Genomic DNA, 20026 nt, shown 5'->3' with positions numbered 1-20026 from the left:
ACTTCGATGAACTGTTGATAACGGATTTGTAATTTTCCAGTCACCTTGTCGATAAGTTCAAAACCCTACCGTGGCGCAATCAAAAATTCTTGATTAAAGGAAGTCTTCCATTGCCCGGTTTAATAGAACGGACGGCGCGCTCACGCCTGAAAAAAACCGCCAGCGGCCTCTTGTTGCTGGCCTGTACAGGTCTTGCCAGTGCATCGACCCTCACCCTGGATCAGGCCCTGCAAACCGCTTTCGCGGGTAACCCGGATCTGGCGGCCGCGCAGTGGGAAATCGGCATTGCCGAAGGTGACCGCAAACAGGCGGGCCTGATCCCCAATCCCGAGGTTTCGTGGGAGGCCGAAGACACCCGGCGCCAGTCGCGCACCACCACGGTGATGCTCAGCCAGCCGATCGAACTGGGCGGCAAGCGTGGCGCGCGGATCGATGTGGCGAGCCGTGCGCAGGATGCCGCCGGCCTCGAGCTGGAGCGCAAGCGCAACGCGTTGCGCGCCGATGTCATTCAAGCGTTCAACGGCGCGCAAACTGCGCAGCAACGTTTGCAACTGAGCCGTCAGTCGCTGCAACTCGCCGAACACGGTGTGCGTGTGGCCCAAGGGCGGATCGAGGCGGGCAAGTCGTCGCCGGTGGAAGGCACTCGCGCCCAAGTACAGCTTTCGGAAGTGCGCCTGGAGCTGAGCCGCGCCGAGCGTGATCAGGCCAATGCGTACCAGCAACTGGCGCAGGTCATGGGCGCACCGTTGCCGACTTCGACTACGGTGCAAAGCGCTGCTCAAAGCCTGCCCGGCGTACCGCCACCCACCCGTTTGCTCGAGCGTCTGAATGAAACGGCGGAGCTGCGCCTGGCCAAGTTGCAGATCGATCAACGCGAGGCATCGCTGGGACTGGAGAAGTCCCAGCGGATTCCCGATCTCACCGTCAGCATCGGCAGTCAGTACAGCGAAACCGAGCGCGAGCGGGTCAACGTGGTCGGGCTGTCGATGCCGATTCCGCTGTTCAACCGCAATCAGGGCAACGTACTCGCGGCGGCGCGGCGTGCCGATCAGGCACGGGATCTGCGCAACGCTACCGAGCTGCGCCTGCGCACGGAAATCCAGACCACCCTTGAGCAATGGCAGACCGCCAACGGCGAAATCCAGGCGTTCAATCAGACCATCCTTCCCGCCGCGCAAAGTGCGGTCGACAGCGCCACTCGTGGTTTCGAAATGGGCAAGTTCGGCTTCCTCGACGTACTTGACGCCCAGCGCACGCTGATCAGCGCCCGCAGCCAATACATCCAGGCGGTGAGCGAGGCCACCGACGCCCGGGTCCGCATCGAACGCATTTTCGGCGACCTCGGCGTCAACCGTTGAATTTCAATTTTCTGATCACTGCGCGATGGCACGGCGCAGAGGAGTTTCCATGGATAAAAAACTGATCGTGGTCGCTGCGGCGACCTTGGCGTTGGGGATTGGTATCGGCGCGATGTGGGCGGGCAACTCGGGCATCGATGCGCATGCCGATGAAGCCTCCGAGCATGCGGATCACGCTGAAGAAGGCGCAGCCGCCGAAGGCGAGCATGGCGAAGAAGGACACATCGAATTGACGGCCGAACAGATCACGGCGGCGGGGATTCAACTGGCCGAAGCGCGAGCGCAGCGCATCAGTCTTGGCTTGCCGTTCCCCGGCGAAGTGCGCTTCGACGAGGACCGCACCGCCCATGTGGTGCCGCGCGTACCGGGTGTGGTCGAGTCGGTGTCGGTCAATCTCGGGCAGTCGGTGAAGAAGGGGCAGTTGCTGGCGGTGATTGCCAGTCAGCAGATCTCCGATCAGCGCAGCGAACAGGCGGCCGCACAACGCCGTCTGGCCCTGGCGCGCACGACGTTCGAGCGCGAGAAGAAACTGTGGCAGGACAAGATCTCCGCCGAGCAGGATTTCCTCCAGGCCCGCCAAGCCCTGGAAGAAGCCGAGATCGCCGTGAGCAACGCCCGGCAAAAGATCAGCGTGCTCAGCGGCAGCGTGGTCGCCACTGGCGGCAATCGCTATGAACTACGGGCGCCGTTTGACGGTGTGGTGGTGGAAAAACACCTGACGCCGGGGGAGGTGGTTGATGAAACCACGGCGGCCTTCACACTCTCGGACTTGTCGCGGGTGTGGGTCACCTTCGGCGTGTCACCGAAGGACTTGAACAAGGTGCAAGTCGGCAAACCCGTCACCGTCAGCGCGGCGGAACTGAATGCTGAAGTCAGCGGCACCGTGGCTTACGTCGGCAGCCTGCTCGGCGAACAGACCCGTACCGCGACCGTGCGCGTCACCCTGGAAAACCCGCAAGGCTCATGGCGCCCCGGCCTGTTTGTCACCGCGCTGGTCGCGACAGACAGCCGTCAGGCCAAGGTCGCCGTACCGGAAACCGCGATCCAGACCGTCGAGGACAAACCCACGGTATTCGTGCGCACCGACGACGGCTTCAAGGCGCAAGCGGTGGAACTGGGCAGTCGCGCGGCGGGGCAGGTGGAAGTCATCGCCGGGCTGGAACCGGGCGTGCAAGTCGCCAGCGCCGGCAGCTTCGTCCTCAAATCGGAGCTGGGCAAAGCCTCGGCCGAGCACAGTCATTAATCGCGGAAGACTCCCATGTTCGAACGCCTGATCCAGTTTGCCATCGAGCAGCGCATCATCGTGCTGCTCGCCGTTCTGCTCATGGCCGGCCTCGGTATCGCCAGTTATCAGAAGCTGCCGATCGACGCCGTGCCCGATATCACCAACGTCCAGGTGCAGATCAACACCGGCGCGGCCGGTTTTTCGCCGCTGGAAACCGAACAGCGCATTACGTTCCCGATTGAAACCGCGATGGCCGGCCTGCCGGCGCTGGAACAGACCCGTTCGCTGTCGCGTTCGGGGTTGTCTCAGGTCACGGTGATCTTCAAGGACGGCACTGATCTGTTCTTTGCCCGGCAATTGGTCAACGAGCGGTTGCAGTCCGCCAAGGAGCAATTGCCCGAGGGCGTTGAGGCGGTGATGGGGCCGATCTCCACCGGGCTCGGCGAGATCTTTTTGTGGACGGTCGAGACCAAGGAGGGCGCGCTGAAAGATGACGGCACGCCCTACACGCCGACCGATCTGCGGGTGATCCAGGACTGGATCATCAAGCCGCAATTGCGCAACGTCCCCGGCGTGGCCGAGATCAACACCATCGGCGGCTTTGCCAAGGAGTACCAGATTGCCCCCGATCCGAAAAAACTCGCGGCCTACAAGCTTACCCTCACCGATCTGGTGACGGCGCTGGAGCGCAACAACGCCAACGTCGGCGCCGGCTACATAGAACGCAGCGGCGAGCAATTGCTGATCCGCGCACCGGGGCAAGTGGCGAGCACCGAGGATATCGCCAACATCGTCATGGCCAACGTCGACGGCACGCCGATCCGAATCAAGAACGTCGCCACCGTAGATATTGGCCGCGAACTGCGCTCTGGCGCCGCCACGGAAAATGGTCGTGAAGTGGTGCTCGGCACGGTGTTCATGCTGATCGGCGAGAACAGCCGTACGGTCTCCCAGGCCGTCGCCGCCAAGCTCGAACAGATCAACAAATCCTTGCCCGCTGGCGTGATCGCGGTGCCGGTGTACGACCGCACGCATCTGGTCGACAAGGCCATCGCCACGGTAAAGAAGAACCTCGTCGAAGGCGCGATTCTGGTCATCGCGATCCTCTTCTTGTTCCTCGGCAACATCCGCGCCGCGCTGATTACCGCGATGGTGATTCCGCTGTCGATGCTGTTCACTTTCACCGGCATGTTCAGCAACAAGGTCAGCGCCAACCTGATGAGCCTTGGTGCGCTGGACTTCGGGATCATCGTCGACGGTGCAGTGGTGATCGTCGAAAACACCCTGCGGCGACTGGCCCATGCGCAGCAGCATCATGGGCGTCTGTTGACCCGATCCGAGCGTTTCCATGAAGTGTTTGCGGCGGCGAAAGAGGCGCGGCGACCGCTAATTTTCGGCCAGTTGATCATCATGGTTGTGTACCTGCCGATCTTTGCCCTGAGCGGCGTCGAAGGGAAAATGTTCCATCCGATGGCGTTTACCGTGGTTATCGCGTTGCTTGGCGCCATGCTCTTGTCCGTCACCTTTGTGCCTGCGGCGATTGCGCTGTTCGTGACCGGCAAGGTCAAGGAAGAAGAGGGCGTAGTGATGCGCGGCGCACGTCGCGTTTATGCACCGGCGCTGGCCTGGGTGATGTCGCGCCGTGCTGTGGCGGTCGGCGCGGCGTTGGCTGTGATCGTGCTCAGTGGCGTGGTCACCAGCCGCATGGGCAGTGAGTTTGTGCCGAGTCTCAGCGAAGGCGATTTTGCCTTGCAGGCGCTGCGCGTGCCGGGCACCAGCCTGACGCAATCGGTGGACATGCAGCAGCGGCTCGAAACGCTGATCCTTAATAAAGTGCCGGAAGTCGAGCGCGTGTTCGCCCGCACCGGCACGGCGGAAATCGCCTCCGACCCGATGCCGCCGAACATCTCCGACAGCTACGTGATGCTCAAGCCCAAGGACCAATGGCCGGATCCGGGCAAGTCCCGGGAAACCCTGATGGCCGAGCTGCAACAGGCCGCCGCGACGCTGCCGGGCAGCAACTATGAACTGTCGCAGCCGATCCAGTTGCGCTTCAACGAGCTGATCTCCGGCGTGCGTAGCGATGTGGCGGTCAAGGTGTTCGGCGATGACATGGATGTGCTCAACGCCACGGCGGCGAAGATTGCCGCTGCCATGCAGAAGGTCAATGGTGCGTCCGAGGTCAAGGTCGAGCAAACCACCGGCCTGCCGGTGCTTACCATCAACATCGACCGCGACAAGGCAGCGCGTTACGGGCTCAACGTCGGCGATGTGCAGGACACCATTGCGGTGGCCGTCGGCGGGCAGAAGGCCGGGACGATGTACGAGGGCGACCGGCGCTTCGACATGGTCGTGCGTTTGTCCGACGCCATGCGCAAGGACATCGAAGGTTTGTCTGCGCTGCTGATTCCAGTGCCGGCGGCTGGAGGTGATGCAGCCAGTCAGATCGGTTTCATTGCGCTCAAGGACGTCGCGAGCCTCGATCTGGTGCTGGGGCCGAACCAGGTCAGCCGCGAAAACGGCAAGCGCCTGGTGATCGTCAGTGCCAACGTGCGTGGGCGGGATATCGGCTCGTTCGTCGCCGAGGCGGGCGAAGTGATCGAGCGCGACGTGCAGGTGCCGGCGGGTTACTGGACCACCTGGGGCGGGCAGTTCGAACAACTGCAATCGGCGGCCAAGCGCTTGCAGATCGTGGTGCCGGTGGCGTTGCTGCTGGTGTTCGGGTTGCTGTTCATGATGTTCAACAACCTCAAGGACGGCTTGCTGGTGTTTACCGGGATTCCGTTTGCGTTGACCGGCGGGGTCATGGCGTTGTGGCTGCGGGACATTCCGTTGTCGATTTCGGCGGGTGTCGGGTTTATCGCCTTGTCCGGTGTGGCGGTACTCAACGGGCTGGTGATGATCGCGTTCATCCGCAATCTGCGGGAGGAGGGGCGTTCGCTGTCCGAGGCAATCAACGTCGGCGCGCTGACACGGTTGCGACCGGTGTTGATGACTGCTCTGGTGGCGTCCTTGGGCTTCATTCCGATGGCGCTTGCAACCGGCACCGGGGCCGAGGTGCAGCGACCGCTGGCCACTGTGGTGATCGGCGGAATTCTGTCCTCGACCATTCTTACGCTGCTGATCCTGCCGGCGCTGTATCAGATTGCGCATCGCCGGGACGAGGAATCGCCCGCTGCTGTTTAGTCGCTTCTTGGTTCAAAAACGGGCCCGCAAATGCGGGCCTTTCTACATAACGGATATGTAATTTCGGCGCCACCGTCACGAAAGGTTCGGATTGTTACCTTGATCCCGTCAGTTACTTAAATGAGGAATCAAACATGAAACCTGTACAGATCGGTGCGTTTTTGTTGGCGTTGGCGGTGTCTTCCCTGGCGATGGCCGAAGGTGGCGGCGACCGCACTTTCGACCGGATGATGACCAACAATGACCGCTCCATGGAGCTGTTCGTTGCCAAGGAAAAGGCCCGTGATCCCGTTGTCGTGAACGACAAGAAGGCCGAACAGACCCAAGACCTGTAAGCGTGCCGCCAGTGAATGAGCCCGTCATCGCGCATCGATGGTGGGCTTTTTTATGAGTCGTGATTTGAAGGAGCTGGATATGAAATTTCTGAAGTGGTTGGCATTCACCGGTGTCATGGCGATGTCCTTGAATGCGTTGGCCGAAGGCGGTGGCGACAGAACGTTCGACCGGGCGCTCAGCGCCAATGCCCAGGCCATGGAGCAGTACGCGGCGGCCCAGGGCAAAGCGGCGCCGGTGGTCAAGGAATATACGTACGGAATGAAGCTGGATGTGAAGAAAGTGGTGAGCGTTGTCCGGCCGAAAAATGAATGCGCGGTGGTGCCGGCTGCGATGACTTATGAAGACTCCAAAGGACAACTCAACACCGTCACGTACAGCGTCATGGGGACCTGCCGTCAACAGGGTGGATAGCGCCTGTCGCGGCACAAGCGCCCGGTTCATGTTCAGTGAGTCGGGCTTTTTTTCAGGCATAAAAAAGGCGCCCCGAAGGACGCCAAAAAATTCACCTCTTACCAAAGGAGCAAGGAGCTTCTAAAGGTGAATGTGTTGCTCGTGAAACTCAGAGAATCGCCAGCGGGTATTCGACAATCACCCGTACTTCATCCAGATCCGACTCGAACGCCGTGGCACGGGTGGTGGCCTGGCGCAGGCGCAGTGACAGGTCTTTCATCGAACCGCTTTGCACCACGTATTTGACTTCGATGTCACGCTCCCAGCGCTTCTGGTCAGTCAGCGGATTGCCTTCGGCATCGCGGCGCATGTACACGGCGTTGGCGTTGGAATAATCGGCGTCGGTGCCGCGGGCATAGCGGGTCATGAATGACAGGCCCGGCACGCCGTAAGTGCTCATGTCGAGGTCGTAGCGCGCCATCCATGAACGCTCTTTGGGTGAGTTGAAGTCGCTGTACTGGATCGAGTTGTCGAGGAAGATCGAGTCGGACTGGCGCAGGTAATCGAAGTCGTCGTTGCCGTTGTTGCGCTGGTGGGAGAGGGTGACGGAGTGGGCGCCGAGTTTCACTCCGACGCGGCCGCTCCAGATGTTGTTGTCGAACTTGCCGAGCAACTGTTTGCCTTCATCGACCGCCTTGTAATAGTTCAGGCCACCGAACAGCGACAGGTCATCCGACAGCGGATACGTCCAGGCGGTGCCGGCGTAGTACTGGTTCCAGGCATCTTTCAGGCGACTGGTGTACAGGCTGAAACTGAGGTTTTTGTTCAGCGCATAATCGCCGCCGCCGTAAGCGATCCAGGGCGAGTTGACCGGGCCGGCATAGAAGGTTGCAAAGTTTTCGCGCATGTCGCTGGACACCGGTTGGCTCATCGCATGCAGTCGGCCACCCTGGATCGACAGCCCCTCGATGCTGGTGTTGGTCGCCGTCACACCGCGAAAGCTTTCCGGCAGCAATCGCGAGTCACCCGCCGCAACCACCGGGTTGGCCGGGAACACATCGCCGATTTTCACCACCGTATCGAAGGCCCGCACTTTGGCGGCCCCACCGACCTTGGTGTATTCGTCCCGTGCTTTGCCTTCGCTGTCGACCGGCAACACATCGAACGAACTGTGGCCACCGTTGCGGCCGTCACCGGTGTCGAGTTTCAGACCGATCATGGCAAACGCATCGACACCGACCCCAACGGTGCCTTGGGTGAAACCGGATTCGAACTTGCTGATGACCGCATGGGCCCAGGACTCGGAATAACCATTGCCGGTGGGACTGGACTGGCCGTTGCGGTGATCACGATTGAAATAGAAGTTGCGGTTGAGCACCGTCAGGCTGCTGCCTTCGATAAACCCTTCGGGTTTGTCTTCTGCAAACACCATGGACGGCCCGGCGCCGACAACCACTGCTAAAGCGGCCATCGATATTTTTGTGTTGTTAACCATCAATCACTCCTGAGTTCGGCAGAACGGGAACGTGCTTCGGCGTGGGTTTTATTGTTCGACGGGCAAGGGCCCGCCGGGAGAGTCGCCGGGTGACATCGTTGCAGGCTGCGGATAACGCCAAGGTGATCGGGGGATTACAATTTCGTTAAGTGGATGCGGGCAAAACTCACCACAGGGTGGGTCTGATCGTTCCATGTATGCAGAGGTGCGCTTCTACCTTTCGAAGGTATCCAGCAAATCCTCTGGAAGAGAAGTGTCGATGTCTTTGGGAAGTGTGAGTTTGCCCTTCATGGTTCCGATCCGTTGGGCGCGCGTTTTTTTCAAGGTGACTTTGCCTTTGCGTTCTTCGGCTAATGTCTCGAGGCCGTCCATCAAGTCTGAAAAAATATCTCGATTCATGGTCCGCCATCTCCTCTTGAAAATTGATCTTCGAATTTACTGGAAAATGGCTCCTTTCGAATGTCATACATTGCCCAGTGAGTTGCAGGAAAACTCCTAAGGAGAGTGTGGCGTTTACGATTAAGGGATCGCTACCTTCGTCAACTCCTACAGAAACTCAGCCGCCCAGATGCAGGGTTCAGCCGATGCCAGAGACTTTTGAAGTGAAACTGCAGAAAAAAAACGGCATCCGAAGATGCCGTTGTTTTGAGTGATAGATATTGGTCGAATGGCTTCGATTGATGGTCACCTGTTATCTAGCGCTATTTCCTTTCTATTGATAACTCTCTCGTTGACAACACGGCGTACCACTGGTGCAGAAGGTTTTTTTGGTGGTGTCGGTCTAGTAGGGTTTTCTGGTTTGGACGGGCCGTTGGTCGCTTTCATTTCTGATTCCTATTGGGACCACCGTTAACATCGTCGTACGTCTTTCTGGATGGTGGAGCAGACGGTTTTACAGGTGCTTGGGGCAGAGTTTTGTGTTCGCTCAATGCTGGTTTATTAGGTTCGCTCAATTTTTCTGCCCCTTTTTCAAGAACTATATTTTCGAGGATTATAGTCCTTTTTTTCAGGTCTGCTACAGCGTCAGATTTAGAGTCATTTAACAGCTGAGTTTTTAAAGCGGCTATTTGATCTCCTACGTATGTATCTTTTATTGCAAAATTTTTCCTGGGTGAGGAGGTGTCCATGTCAAAGAGAACAAATAGCAAGCTGCCTATGGCGAGGGGGATGCAGGCCATCAGAAAAGTTGACAACGCTTTAAACACCCAGCGGGATCGCTCTTCGTTGACTAGGGCGTTATGTGTAGAGCAGCTAATGTAGGTGTTTGATATAAAGCTCGCGGTTTCTTTGGCAGGATTGATCAAGGGTATTTGTTCGTGTTGAGCTACCTGGACATTATATTTGGCGAGCTCATCGTTGTATTCGATTTGGCTTTCGTAGTATTCCTTGATTTTTTCTGCGTATGGCATCCGGTTAAATTCGGAACCGCTAAAAGCTTTGCAATTGAAATATGTGGATATTGCTGAGATTACTAAGGTTGTTGCTATGAAAAAGGAAATAACATATGCAATTTTAGGGTTGAAGGTGAAGTCTAGAAAGCGCGCGAGATAGATGGTTGCTGAAGCAAGGGCGAATATGGCTGTAAATATTATTTGGGTTTTTATTGAAATGCTGTTTTTTATCTCTTCTTCATATGCATACATTTTTTCGTAAGTGGTATGTATGTTGTGAATGTTCAATATGATTTCCCTGTGTCCTGTCGATCGGCAAGTGTATTCAGTGTGCCTGCGAAGCTGCTTTATCCCGCTCACACACGATAGCTCTAAGAGCCGTATACGGGTTGTAGGACGAAACCGACAATTCAGCGGGAGCTTTCTGGAGTTTCAGCAGGAAGGGCAGGGCACTTGTAATGAATTCCCCAAACGCAGAAACGGCACCCGAAGGTGCCGTTTCTGTTTGTAGCCATTCCAGCAGAGCAATCAGCCCGCCAGGCCCGCCTGCTGAACCAGGGTCAGCAATGGTTGCGGGTACACACCGAGGAAGAACGCGACCACGGCGATGGCCAGCAGCATTACGCCGCCTGCCTTCTGTTCCCAGTGCAACTGGGCGTCGTGGCGGCGCAGGTTCGGTTCGATCAGGTACAGGGTGACCATCACGCGCAGGTAGTAGAACACGCCGATGGCGCTGCCCAGTACCAGCGAACCTACCAGCCACCATTGGTGCGACTCGACACCGGTGGCGATGATGTAGAACTTGCCGATGAAGCCTGCAGTCAGCGGGATACCGGCCAGGGACAGCATCATCACGGTCAGTACGGCGGTCAGGTACGGACGGCGCCAGAACAGGCCGCGATACTCGTACAGCGCGTCTGCGTCACGACCGTTGTACGGCGAGGACATCAGGGTGATCACGCCGAAGGCGCCGAGGCTGGTGATCACGTAGGTGACCAGGTAAACGCCGATGGCTTCGACCGCCAGACCTTTGCTCGCCACCAATGCGATCAGCAGATAGCCGAAGTGCGCGATGGACGAGTAACCGAGCAGACGCTTGAGGTTGCTCTGGGTCAGGGCCAGCAGGTTACCGAACAGGATCGAGGCGATGGCGATGATGGTCAGCACGTTGCTCAGAACGCCACTGCTGGCGGCAGGGGAGATCTGGAACAGACGAACCATTACCGCGAACACGGCCACTTTCGACGCGGTGGCGAGGAACGCGGCCACCGGTGCCGGAGCACCTTCGTACACGTCCGGCGTCCACAGGTGGAACGGTACCAGCGACAGTTTGAACGCCAGACCGATCAGCATCATGCCCAGGCCCAGTTGCGCCAGCGAGCTTGGCAGACCGGTCGCAGCCAGTGCCTGACCGATACCGACGAAGCTCAGGGAGCCCGAGTCTGCGTACAACAGCGCCATACCGAACAGCAGGAACGCCGAACCGGCGGCCGACAGCACCATGTACTTGATGCCGGCTTCCAGCGAACGCTTGTTGAAGAAGGCGTAGGCCACCAGACCGTAGACCGGCACCGACAGCAGTTCCAGACCGATGAACAACCCGGCCAGGTGCTGCGCGCTGACCAGAACCAGGCCACCGGCGGCGGCCATCAGGATCAGCAGGTACAGTTCTTCACGGTTGCCCGGGTAACCCGAACCGCCATCGCCGAGGTAGGCGTGGGCGAGGGTGACGCAGGCGAGGGTGGCGACCAGGATCAGCGCCATGTACAGGCAGGCAAAGGTGTCGATCTGCAGCAATGGAGTCACGGCCAGAGGCGCGACTTTCAGGGCCGGCAGGATCGACAGCAAGGCCAGGTTCAGACCTGCCACCGAAATCAGGAAGGTCTGCGAGTGGTTGCGGCGCCAGGCGATTGCCAGCATCACCACGATAATGGTGAGGCTGGTGATCAACAGTGGCGCTAGCGCAATAAAGTGTTGAATCGTGAATTCCATAGCGCTCTTACCGGGCCGAAGCGAGTTGAGTGAAGGCGGTGCCGAGCCACTGCTGCACGCCATGCATCGTGGCGGCAGAAGTGTCGAGGAACGGTTGCGGGTAGACGCCGAGGTAAATCAGCAGCACCGCAAGGCCCAGCACCATGATCAGTTCGCGACCGTCCATGCCGTGCAGGATCGAATCCGATTTGGACGGACCGAAATAAGCGCGGTGGATCATGATCAGCGAGTAGACCGAACCGAACACCAGACCGGAGGTGGCAATCGCGGTGATCCATGGCGCACTGGCGAAGGTGCCGATCAGGATCAGGAACTCGCCGACGAAGTTACCGGTGCCCGGCAGACCCAGGGAGGCGGCTGCGAAGAACAGGCTGATCGCCGGCAGGTAAGCGATACGCGACCACAGACCGCCCATCTCACGCATATCACGCGTGTGCAGACGCTCGTACAGCTGACCGCTCAGGATAAACAGTGCCGCCGCCGACAGACCGTGGGCCAGCATCTGGATCACCGCACCTTGCAGCGCCAGTTGGCTGCCGGAGTAGATGCCGATCAGTACGAAGCCCATGTGGGAAACGGACGAGAAGGCGATCAGACGCTTGATGTCGGTTTGTGCGAACGCCAGGAACGCACCGTAGAAGATCCCGATCAGACCGAGGGTCATGGCGATCGGCGCGAACTCGGCCGAGGCGTTCGGGAACAGCGGCAGGGCGAAACGCAGCAGACCGTAGGCCGCGGTTTTCAGCAAGATACCGGCGAGGTCGACGGAACCTGCAGTCGGTGCCTGGGCGTGAGCGTCAGGCAGCCAGGAGTGGAACGGAACCACCGGCAGCTTGACCGCGAAGGCGATGAAGAAGCCGAGCATCAGGATGTACTCGGTGGTCATCGACATCTTGGTCTTCAACAGGTCGGCGTAGTTGAAGGTGATCACGCCGGTGCTGTTGTAGTTGACCAGGACCAGACCCAGGATCGCCACCAGCATGATCAGGCCGGAAGCCTGAGTGAAGATGAAGAACTTGGTCGCTGCGTAGATACGGGTTTTCTTGCCGTCCGAAGAACTGTGACCCCAGAGCGCGATGAGGAAGTACATCGGCACCAGCATCATTTCCCAGAAGAAGAAGAACATGAACAGGTCGAGGGCGAGGAACACGCCGACAACGCCGCCCAGGATCCACATCAGGTTCAGGTGGAAGAAGCCAACGTGACGTTGAATCTCTTTCCACGAGCAGAGTACCGACAGGATACCCAGCAGACCGGTCAGCAGGATCATCAGCAGCGACAGGCCGTCGAGGGCCAAATGCACGTTGATGCCGAAGCGCTGGATCCAGACGTGCTTGAACTCAAGCGCCCAGGTCGGATCGGCGCCAGGCGCCGGAGCAAATGAATAGTCACCGTGGGCCCACAGCCAGAGGCCGAGGGCGAGTTCCAGGGTCATGGTCAACAGCGCAATCCAGCGGGGGAGGGTAGCGCCGAAGCGCTCACCCATCCAGCACAGCAGGCCGCCGATGAAGGGGATCAGGATTAGCCAAGGCAGAATCATGACGGGCTCGTTTCCTTTCGCAAATTCGCAAGGTTCATATCAGACCGCTACCAGCACGACAGCGCCGATTACCAGTACGGCACCAGCAGCCATCGAAGCAGCGTACCAACGCAGTTGACCGGTTTCGGTACGGCTCAGGGCGGTGTGACCCCCCTTGGCCATGCGCGGGATCAGACCGATGGTCTGGTCGAGCGGGTCTTTGCGCAGCATGTGGCTGATCGCAAGGTACGGCTTCACGAACAGTTTGTCGTAGATCCAGTCGAAGCCCCAGGCAGCGAACCACCAGGCCGAAAGGAGACGGCCGATGCCGCTGTTGGCGATCGCGGTCACGAAGCGACGCTTGCCGAGGAACAGCAGGGCCGCCAGCAGGATACCGGCCAGGGCGATGGCGCCCGAGGCGATTTCCAGACTGTGCTTGGCTTCGCCACCGGCATGGCCAACGCTTTCCGGCAGTACGCCGTGCAGCGGTGGAACGATCATGGCGCCGACGAAAGTCGACAGCACGATCAGCACCGACAGTGGCAGCCAGTGAGCGATGCCGTGACCGGCGTGGGCTTCGGTCTTGGCTTCACCGTGGAACGCGATGAAGATCAGGCGGAAGGTGTACAGCGAGGTCATGAACGCACCGACCAGACCGGCGTACAACAGACCGTTGTGGCCGCTGGCGAACGCTTCCCAGAGGATTTCGTCCTTGGAGTAGAAACCTGCGGTCACCAGCGGCAGGGCAGCCAGAGCGGCACCACCGACGATGAAGCTGGCGTAGGCCAGCGGCAGTTTCTTCCACAGGCCGCCCATCTTGAAGATGTTCTGCTCGTGGTGGCAGGCAACGATCACCGCACCGGAAGCAAGGAACAGCAGTGCCTTGAAGAAGGCGTGGGTCATCAGGTGGAAGATCGCGCCTTCCCAGGCACCCACGCCCAGCGCCAGGAACATGTAGCCGATCTGGCTCATGGTCGAGTAGGCGAGGATACGTTTGATGTCGGTTTGCACCAGTGCGGCAAAACCTGCCAGAACCAGGGTCACACCACCAACGATGCCGACCAGGTGCAGGATGTCCGGCGCCAGGGCGAACAGACCGTGGGTACGGGCGATCAGGTAGACACCCGCAGTAACCATGGTTGCAGCGTGGATCAGTGCCGAAACCGGGGTAGGACCGGCCATCGCATCCGCAAGCCAGGTCTGCAGCGGCAGTTGAGCCGATTTACCGACCGCACCACCCAACAGCATCAGGGTTGCCAGCACGATCCAGAAATCGCCGACCTTGAAGTGCTCAGGCGCCTTCACCAGCAGTTCCTGGACGTTCAGCGTGCCCAGTTGCTGGAACAGGATGAACAGGCCGATCGCCATGAACACGTCGCCGATACGGGTGACGATGAAGGCTTTCAGTGCGGCGTTACCGTTGTTGCGGTTGCTGTAGTAGAAACCGATCAACAGGTACGAGCACAGGCCCACGCCTTCCCAACCGAAGTAGATGAACAGCAGGTTATCGCCAAGGACCAGGAACAGCATGCTGGCGATAAACAGGTTGGTGTAGGCGAAGAAGCGCGAGTAACCGGCTTCACCGCGCATGTACCAGGAGGCGAACAGGTGGATCAGGAAACCCACGCCGACCACCACACCGAGCATGGTCACGGACAGGCCGTCCAGGTACAGGGCGAAGTTAGGCTGGAAGCCTTCCACCGAGATCCACTTCCACAGTACGTGGACGTACACGCCACCTTCCGGTGGAGCGACGTTGAACTGCCAGATCACGTAAGCCGCGACGATGGCAGACAGGCCGATGGAGCCGACACCGATCAGCGCCGACAGGTTTTCCGAGAGGCGGCCGCGCGAGAACGACAGCAACAGGAACCCGATCAGAGGGAATACGAAAGTCAGAAAGAGTAGGTTCATCCGCGCATCTCACTGGCAGCGTCGATATCGAGCGTGTGGAAGCGGCGATACAGTTGCAGCAGGATCGCCAGGCCAATACTGGCTTCGGCGGCTGCCAGGCTGATCACCAGAATGAACATGATCTGTCCATCCGGTTGCGCCCAGCGGGCGCCCGCGACGATGAAGGCCAGTGCAGAGGCGTTCATCATCACTTCCAGACTCATCAACACGAACAAAATGTTGCGGCGGACCATCAGGCCGACCAGACCAAGGCAGAACAGGATGCCGGCAACCGCCAGTCCATGTTCGAGAGGGATAGCAGGCATGTCTTACTCCTTCGCCTCGTTACGGCCCAAATGGAACGCCGTGACGGCTGCAGCGAGCAGCAGCATCGAGGCGAGTTCGACCACCAGCAGGTACGGACCGAACAGGCTGATGCCCACGGCTTTCGCGTCCACGGTGGTTTGACCGATGGCCTGACCGCTCTGGTGAGCGAACAGCACATACAGCAGTTCGGCCAGCAGCAGGGCGGCGAGAATCACCGGTCCTGCCCAGATGCCGGGCTTGAGCCAGGTGCGTTCCTGCTGAACCGAGGCAGGCCCCAGGTTCAGCATCATCACCACGAACACGAACAGCACCATGATGGCGCCGGCGTAGGCGATCACTTCCAGCACGCCAGCGAACGGAGCGCCGAGAGCGAAGAAGGTCATGGCCACGGAGATCAGCGAAATGATCAGGTAGAGCAGGGCGTGCACAGGATTGGTGTTGGTGACCACACGCAGTGTGGACACAACAGCGATACCCGATGCGAAATAGAAAGCGAATTCCATCGTTCTTCCTTAAGGCAGCAAGCTCTTCACGTTGATCGGCTCGGCTTCGTTTTGTGCGGCGCCTTTCGGCTTGCCCGCAACGGCCATACCTGCAACACGATAGAAGTTGTAATCAGGGTTTTTGCCGGGGCCGGAGATCAGCAGATCTTCTTTCTCGTACACCAGGTCCTGACGTTTGAACTCGGCCATCTCGAAATCCGGCGTCAGCTGGATCGCGGTGGTCGGGCAGGCTTCCTCGCAGAGACCGCAGAAAATGCAGCGCGAGAAGTTGATACGGAAGAAGTCCGGGTACCAGCGACCGTCTTCGGTTTCAGCTTTCTGCAGCGAGATGCAACCCACCGGGCACGCCACGGCGCACAGGTTGCAGGCTACGCAGCGTTCTTCGCCATCGGGGTCGCGGGTCAGGACGATGCGGCCACGGTAGCGTGGCGGCAGGTAGACCGGTTCTTCCGGGTATTGCAGGGTGTCGCGCTTGCGAAAACCATGGCCGAAGACCATGACCAGGCTGCGCAACTGGGTACCGGTACCCTTAACGATGTCGCCAATATATTTGAACATGGGTCAAATCCTCACTGAACCGCAACCGCAGGCGTGTTCCACAACACGATTGCAGCGGTCACCAGCAAATTGATCAGGGTCAGTGGCAGGCAGAATTTCCAGCTGAAATCCATCACCTGGTCATAACGCGGACGCGGGATGGAAGCGCGCAGCAGGATGAACAGCATGATGAAGAACGCGGTCTTCAGTGCGAACCAGACGAAGGACAGTTGCGGCAGGATGCCGAACGGACCGTGCCAGCCACCGAAGAACAGGGTGACCAGCAGCGCCGAGATCAGGATGATGCCGATGTATTCACCGACGAAGAACATGCCCCATTTCATACCGGCGTATTCAATGTGGTAACCGTCGGCCAGTTCCTGTTCCGCTTCCGGCTGGTCGAACGGGTGACGGTGAGTCACGGCCACGCCAGCGATGAAGAAGGTACAGAAGCCGAAGAACTGCGGAATGATGAACCACAGGTTCTGCGCCTGGTACTCGACGATGTCGCGCATGTTGAACGAGCCGACCTGCACCACGATGCCCATCAGGGCCAGGCCCATGAACACTTCGTAGGACACGGTCTGTGCCGAGGCACGCAAGCTGCCCAGCAGGGCGAACTTGTTGTTACTCGACCAGCCGGCGAACAGCACCGCGTAGACCGACAGACCGGCCATGGCGAAGAAGAACAGCAGGCCGATGTTCAGGTCCGCCACGCCCCAGGTCGGGGTGATCGGGATGATCGCGAACGCGATCAGCAGGGCGGACATGGCCACCACCGGTGCCAGGGTGAAGATCACCTTGTCGGCAAACGGCGGGGTCCAGTCTTCCTTGAAGAACATCTTCAGCATGTCGGCAGCGATCTGGAACATGCCGAACGGGCCGACGCGGTTCGGACCGTAACGGTCCTGCCACCAGCCCAGCAGGCGACGTTCGACAAAGCTGAGCAACGCACCTGCGACCACAACGGCCAGCAGGATCACGATGGCTTTGATGACCGTCAGGATCACATCGATCACTTCAGGGGTGAACCAGGTCATTGCGCTGCCTCCTGCAGACCATCAACGGATACGCCGGCGAATGCCGGTGGAATGCCGGCGATGCCCGCAGGCAATGCCACCAGACCTGCGCCCAGCTCTTCATTGATGCGCAGCGGCAGACGCAGGGTCTGGCCGGCAACGTTGAGGCTCAGCAGTGCGCCGTCGTTGACGCCCAGACGATCGGCTTCGGACTTGGCCAGAGCAACGTAGGCCGCCGGGATGCGTTCCTGAACCGGAGCGGCTTTCGAAGAGTTCTCTTCGCTGCCGAACAGGTGGAAGAACGGCACGGCTTGCCAGGTGCCCTGGGCCGGGTTGAACGCGCGCGGAACACTGGCGAACCAGTTCAGCGAATCACCGGTGCTTTCGATCAGGCGGGTGCCCGGATCGCCAGCGCGCAGGTGACCACCGACTTCGTCCTGGAACTTGTTCCAGGCTTGCGGCGAGTTCCAGCCCGGCGACCAGGCGAATGGCACTTGCTGACGTGGTTCGGCGGAGCCCGAGTAACCTTCCATCGAGAAGGCGAACGCGGTGTCTTTGTCTTGCGGAGTGCGCGGTTCGTGAACGCTGATGTTGGCGCGCATTGCCGTGCGGCCGGAGTAGCGCAGCGGTTCACGGGCCAGTTTCATGCCTTTGATGCGGAACGCGGCGGACGGTGCAGCGTCGACGATGCCGGCCAGTTGCGCGGTGCTCGAAGCAACGGCGGAGGTGACGTGGTCGAGTTGCGTCCAGTCGATCGGCTGGTTCAGCAGGGTGGCGCGCAGGGCGTGCAGCCAGCGCCAGCCTTCGTGGACCAGAATGCTCGCGTCCATGTATTGCGGGTCGAAAACCTGGAAGAAGCGCTGGGCGCGACCTTCCTGGCTGACCAGCGTACCGTCGCCTTCAGCGAAGCTGGCGGCTGGCAGAACCAGGTGCGCGCGGTCGCTGGTGGCGGTCTTCTGATGGTCGGCAACAATCACGACTTTCGCAGCGTTCAGTGCCGCATCGACCTTGGCCTTGGCGGTACGGGTGTACAGATCGTTTTCCAGCACGACGATGGCGTCGGCCTTGCCGTCGATGACCGCTTGCAGCGCGGCATCAACCGATTCGCCACCGAGCATGGCCAGGCCGAGGCTGTTGGCTTCCGGCACGATCAGGCTGATCGAACCGTTCTTCTCGCGCAGCTTCAAGGCCTTGGCGATGTTGGCAGCCGCTTCGATCAGGGCTTTGGAGCCCAGCGAAGTACCGGCGATGATCAGCGGACGCTTGGCAGCGAGCAGGGCGTCGGCGATGCGCTTGGCCAGTTCCAGGGCTTCGGCGTCCAGACCTTCAACGGCCGGTGCGCTGGCGTCCAGGGCGTGAGCCACGGCGAAACCGATGCGGGCCAGATCGTCAGGAGCGGCGTGTACACACTCCTCGGCGATGTCGTCGAGCTTGGTTTCAGCCAGGCTGGCGATGAACAGCGGGTTCAGTTCGTGCTGACCGATGTTCTTCACCGCGGCGTCGAGCCAAGGCTGGACGCGCATGGCTTCGGCCATGTCTTCGGCCTTGCCTTTTACCGACTGACGCAGGGCCAGGGCCATGCGGGCGGCGGTCTGGGTCAGGTCTTCACCGAGGACGAACACGGCGTCGTGGTCTTCGATGTCGCGCATGTTCGGCACTGGCAGCGGGCTATCTTTCAGCACTTGCAGGACCAGACGGATGCGTTCCAGCTCGGAGGCTTCGATACCGGAGTAGAAGTGCTCGGCGCCCACCAGTTCACGCAACGCATAGTTGCTTTCGAGGCTGGCACGGGGCGAACCGATACCGACGATGTTGCGACCGCGCAGCAGGTCGGCGGCTTTATCCAGCGCGTCGTCCAGGCTCAGCTTGGTTCCGTCGGCCAACAGTGGCTGACGTGGACGGTCGGTGCGGTTGACGTAGCCATAACCGAAACGGCCACGGTCGCACAGGAAGTACTGGTTCACCGAACCGTTGTAACGGTTTTCGATGCGACGAAGTTCGCCGTAACGCTCGCCCGGGGAGATGTTGCAACCGCTGGAGCAGCCATGGCAGATGCTCGGCGAGAACTGCATGTCCCACTTACGGTTGTAGCGCTCGGAGTGAGTCTTGTCGGTGAACACACCGGTCGGGCAGACCTCGGTGAGGTTGCCGGAGAACTCGCTTTCGAGGGTGCCGTCTTCAACGCGACCGAAGTACACGTTGTCGTGGGCGCCGTACACACCGAGGTCGGTGCCGCCGGCGTAGTCCTTGTAGAAACGCACGCAGCGGTAGCAAGCGATGCAGCGGTTCATTTCGTGAGAAATGAACGGGCCTAGTTGCTGGTTCTGGTGGGTGCGTTTGGTGAAGCGATAACGGCGCTCGTTGTGGCCGGTCATCACGGTCATGTCTTGCAGGTGGCAGTGACCGCCTTCCTCGCACACGGGGCAGTCGTGCGGGTGGTTGGTCATCAGCCATTCGACGACACTGGCGCGGAACGCCTTGGATTCTTCATCGTCGATGGAGATCCAGGTGTTGTCGGTGGCCGGGGTCATGCAGGACATGACGATGCGACCACGGGTGTCGTTCTCGTCGGTGTACTGCTTGACCGCGCACTGGCGGCAGGCCCCGACGCTACCAAGCGCGGGGTGCCAGCAGAAATAAGGGATGTCGAGGCCCAGCGACAGACATGCCTGTAAAAGGTTGTCTGCCCCGTCGACTTCGAGCGCTTTGCCGTCTACGTGGATAGTGGCCATGGTTCAAAGGTCTTCGTTGGCCCGGTGTCAGCGGGCGTGGCTAATGGAATCTTGTTATCCGTCCGAATCCAGTCAGCCCCGAAAGGCGTCATCGGACGAAAGGCGAAGGGCACGGACCCTTCG

General features: G+C 59.7%; 16 protein-coding genes. 5 read left to right on the top strand and 11 right to left on the bottom strand.

The window, feature by feature from the left end; all coding sequences use genetic code 11:
• Positions 1 to 110 precede the first annotated feature (110 nt).
• The 5 genes from M5B98_RS15800 (at position 111) to M5B98_RS15780 (ending at position 6516) form a co-directional block, all read left to right on the top strand.
• Positions 111 to 1358 carry a TolC family protein gene (locus M5B98_RS15800; protein WP_248743194.1) on the top strand — a complete coding sequence of 416 codons (1248 nt, stop codon included), beginning with the start codon at positions 111 to 113 and terminating at the stop codon, positions 1356 to 1358.
• Positions 1359 to 1407: 49 nt separating this feature from the next.
• Positions 1408 to 2601, top strand: a complete 1194-nt coding sequence (locus M5B98_RS15795; RefSeq protein WP_248743193.1) for an efflux RND transporter periplasmic adaptor subunit — start codon at positions 1408 to 1410, stop codon at positions 2599 to 2601.
• A gap of 15 nt (positions 2602 to 2616) precedes the next feature.
• The gene (locus M5B98_RS15790) at positions 2617 to 5769 is read left to right on the top strand and encodes a CusA/CzcA family heavy metal efflux RND transporter (protein ID WP_248743192.1); all 3153 of its coding nucleotides are present in this window, start codon (positions 2617 to 2619) and stop codon (positions 5767 to 5769) included.
• Positions 5770 to 5903: 134 nt separating this feature from the next.
• Positions 5904 to 6104 (top strand): co-regulatory protein PtrA N-terminal domain-containing protein, encoded by a 201-nt coding sequence (locus M5B98_RS15785; RefSeq protein WP_248743191.1) that lies wholly within the window; start codon positions 5904 to 5906, stop codon positions 6102 to 6104.
• Between the two features lie 79 nt (positions 6105 to 6183).
• Positions 6184 to 6516: a DUF2790 domain-containing protein gene (locus M5B98_RS15780; RefSeq protein ID WP_248743190.1), complete on the top strand. Its 333-nt coding sequence runs from the start codon at positions 6184 to 6186 to the stop codon at positions 6514 to 6516.
• Positions 6517 to 6664: 148 nt separating this feature from the next.
• On the opposite strand, the gene M5B98_RS15775 is transcribed toward M5B98_RS15780, so the two are convergent.
• From M5B98_RS15775 to nuoG, 11 genes are all read right to left on the bottom strand, one after another.
• Positions 6665 to 7990 carry an OprD family porin gene (locus M5B98_RS15775; protein WP_248743189.1) on the bottom strand — a complete coding sequence of 442 codons (1326 nt, stop codon included), beginning with the start codon at positions 7988 to 7990 and terminating at the stop codon, positions 6665 to 6667.
• 213 nt (positions 7991 to 8203) lie between these two features.
• Positions 8204 to 8389, bottom strand: a complete 186-nt coding sequence (locus tag M5B98_RS15770; protein ID WP_248743188.1) for a hypothetical protein — start codon at positions 8387 to 8389, stop codon at positions 8204 to 8206.
• Between the two features lie 422 nt (positions 8390 to 8811).
• Complete coding sequence (locus M5B98_RS15765) at positions 8812 to 9669, bottom strand: hypothetical protein (protein ID WP_248743187.1); 858 nt, start codon at positions 9667 to 9669, stop codon at positions 8812 to 8814.
• Between the two features lie 240 nt (positions 9670 to 9909).
• Entirely contained in the window at positions 9910 to 11373 is a 1464-nt protein-coding gene (gene nuoN / locus M5B98_RS15760; protein ID WP_169430947.1) for an NADH-quinone oxidoreductase subunit NuoN, read from the bottom strand.
• 7 nt (positions 11374 to 11380) lie between these two features.
• Complete coding sequence (gene nuoM, locus M5B98_RS15755) at positions 11381 to 12913, bottom strand: NADH-quinone oxidoreductase subunit M (RefSeq protein ID WP_007951464.1); 1533 nt, start codon at positions 12911 to 12913, stop codon at positions 11381 to 11383.
• A gap of 39 nt (positions 12914 to 12952) precedes the next feature.
• Positions 12953 to 14806: an NADH-quinone oxidoreductase subunit L gene (gene nuoL, locus M5B98_RS15750; protein WP_085712395.1), complete on the bottom strand. Its 1854-nt coding sequence runs from the start codon at positions 14804 to 14806 to the stop codon at positions 12953 to 12955.
• Entirely contained in the window at positions 14803 to 15111 is a 309-nt protein-coding gene (gene nuoK, locus M5B98_RS15745; protein ID WP_003180046.1) for an NADH-quinone oxidoreductase subunit NuoK, read from the bottom strand. The genes nuoL and nuoK overlap by 4 nt, the downstream gene beginning before the upstream one ends.
• Before the next feature lie 3 nt (positions 15112 to 15114).
• Positions 15115 to 15615, bottom strand: coding sequence for an NADH-quinone oxidoreductase subunit J (gene nuoJ / locus M5B98_RS15740; RefSeq protein ID WP_085690004.1), 501 nt, complete (start codon positions 15613 to 15615; stop codon positions 15115 to 15117).
• A gap of 9 nt (positions 15616 to 15624) precedes the next feature.
• On the bottom strand, positions 15625 to 16173 hold the full coding sequence (gene nuoI / locus M5B98_RS15735; RefSeq protein ID WP_007951461.1) for an NADH-quinone oxidoreductase subunit NuoI: 549 nt from the start codon (positions 16171 to 16173) through the stop codon (positions 15625 to 15627).
• 11 nt (positions 16174 to 16184) lie between these two features.
• Positions 16185 to 17192: an NADH-quinone oxidoreductase subunit NuoH gene (gene nuoH, locus M5B98_RS15730; protein ID WP_007951460.1), complete on the bottom strand. Its 1008-nt coding sequence runs from the start codon at positions 17190 to 17192 to the stop codon at positions 16185 to 16187.
• Positions 17189 to 19903 (bottom strand): NADH-quinone oxidoreductase subunit NuoG, encoded by a 2715-nt coding sequence (gene nuoG / locus M5B98_RS15725; protein ID WP_248743186.1) that lies wholly within the window; start codon positions 19901 to 19903, stop codon positions 17189 to 17191. Before nuoG ends, nuoH begins: the two co-directional genes overlap by 4 nt.
• Positions 19904 to 20026: the final 123 nt, after the last annotated feature.

This window comes from Pseudomonas sp. MWU12-3088 (genome assembly GCF_023242405.1).
GTDB lineage: Bacteria > Pseudomonadota > Gammaproteobacteria > Pseudomonadales > Pseudomonadaceae > Aquipseudomonas > Aquipseudomonas kribbensis.
The sequence above is the reverse complement of the archived record's forward strand: the minus strand, read 5'-3'. Positions and strand labels throughout refer to the sequence as shown.